At 77.3% G+C, this 828-nt stretch carries 1 protein-coding gene and 1 pseudogene; both read right to left on the bottom strand.

From position 1 onward, the window contains the following. Positions 1-229, bottom strand: a pseudogene (locus tag AC2W7G_RS17505) (hypothetical protein); the annotation flags it as partial. Positions 230-471: 242 nt separating this feature from the next. Further along, positions 472-768, bottom strand: coding sequence for a helix-turn-helix transcriptional regulator (locus tag AC2W7G_RS17500; protein WP_485869557.1), 297 nt, complete (start codon positions 766-768; stop codon positions 472-474). Positions 769-828: the final 60 nt, after the last annotated feature.

Below are 828 nucleotides of genomic sequence, written 5' to 3'. Positions count from 1 at the left end.
CGGAGGCGCCGGCGAGCAGCACGGTCTTGTCGTCCTCGCCGAAGGTGCGGATCGCGTAGTCCTTGAGCGGGCCGGGCGTCCGCTCGACCACCGCGTTGCCGACGGCCACGAGCGGCGACGGGCCGTTCGTCAGGGCCGCGACGCCGGTGCCGGCCAGCACGCCGGCGCCGGCCGCGAGCACCCCCAGGGTGGCGGCGACGGCGGAGAGCCGGACGGTCGTGGTGTTCATGCCCCTGGTTCGGGGCCGTCGCGCCGGTGGATGGGTCGGTTCGGAGAAAAGTTGTGCAGAACCTGCGCAGACGGCTCAGCGCCGGCGGCGCGGCGGCGCGCGCGGCCAGCATGGCGCACGCGGACCGCAGCTCGTCCGGCCCCACGACCTCGAGGTCGGCGTCGAAGCGGCCGAGCGAGGCGGCCAGCGCCGTCCAGGACCACGAGCCGGCCCGGACGCGGCAGCGGTCCGGACCGATCGGCTCACCTCGCGTCGCGACGACGCGCGACCCGGGTCACCGGCAGGTGCACCACCACCTCCCCGCGGCACGGCCACCCGTCCCCGCCGTCGTGGCCACGGAAGCGGGCGGTCACGAACGCCGCCACGTCGCCACCCGGGACGTCGCGGGGCTCGAACCGTGGACCGTCGGGCGTCCGCAGCTGCACGCGGTCGAGGCGGAACGTGCGCCAGTCGCCGCGGTCCAGGTCCCACCCGACCAGGTACCAGCGGCCGCCCCGGGCCAGGAGGTGGTGGGGCTCGACCCGGCGCGGGGGTCCCACGACCGGGGCTCCGACCCCCCGGGGCACGGTGGTCCAGGCGGCAGCGAGACGCGGTCACGG

The organism is Aeromicrobium sp. PFPM2_SD2 (assembly GCF_057364525.1).
Note: the sequence above shows the minus strand (reverse complement) of the source record. Positions and strands in the feature narration are given on the sequence as shown.